Source organism: Cupriavidus sp. 05N39, from assembly GCF_056397325.1.
On record NZ_JBFTNE010000266.1, the window covers coordinates 1 to 666 of the forward strand.

The window sequence follows — 666 nt, forward strand, 5'->3', positions numbered from 1 at the left end:
CTGGAAACCTCGGTCGAGCTGGCCCAGGAACGCGGCAAGCACCCGTCCTTCGCCGACACCCGTGCGGCCAGCGGCGAGCTGCAGTTCGACGCCTGGAACGTGGTGCCCGAAGACACCGCGCGTTGGGATGCCCTGCGTGAGCGCATCAAGGAACATGGCCTGCGCAACTCGCTGCTGATCGCCATCGCTCCGACCGCGACGATCGCCTCGATCGCCGGTTGCTACGAGTGCGTCGAGCCGCAGGTGTCCAACCTGTTCAAGCGCGAGACCCTGTCCGGCGACTTCCTGCAGGTCAACCGTTACCTGGTGAACGAGCTGAAGAAGCTCGGCCACTGGACGCCGGAAATGCGCGATGCGATCAAGCTGGCCGAAGGTTCCATCCAGGGCATCGCCCAGATCCCGGAAACCCTGCGCCAGGTCTACCGCACCGCCTGGGAACTGCCGATGCGTTCGCTGATCGACATGGCCGCCGACCGCGGCGCGTTCATCGACCAGTCCGCCTCGCTCAACCTGTTCATGGAAAGCCCGAACATCGGCGCGATGTCCTCCATGTACATGTACGCCTGGAAGCAGGGCATCAAGACCACCTACTACCTGCGTTCGCGCCCGGCGACCAAGATCGCCAAGACGACCGTCAGCAGCTACACCCCGGTGGAAGCCGTCGCC

The 666-nt window shown here is 64.9% G+C and carries 1 pseudogene; it reads left to right on the top strand.

From position 1 onward, the window contains the following. Window positions 1-666: pseudogene (locus AC1DN0_RS41210) on the top strand (ribonucleoside-diphosphate reductase subunit alpha); the annotation flags it as partial.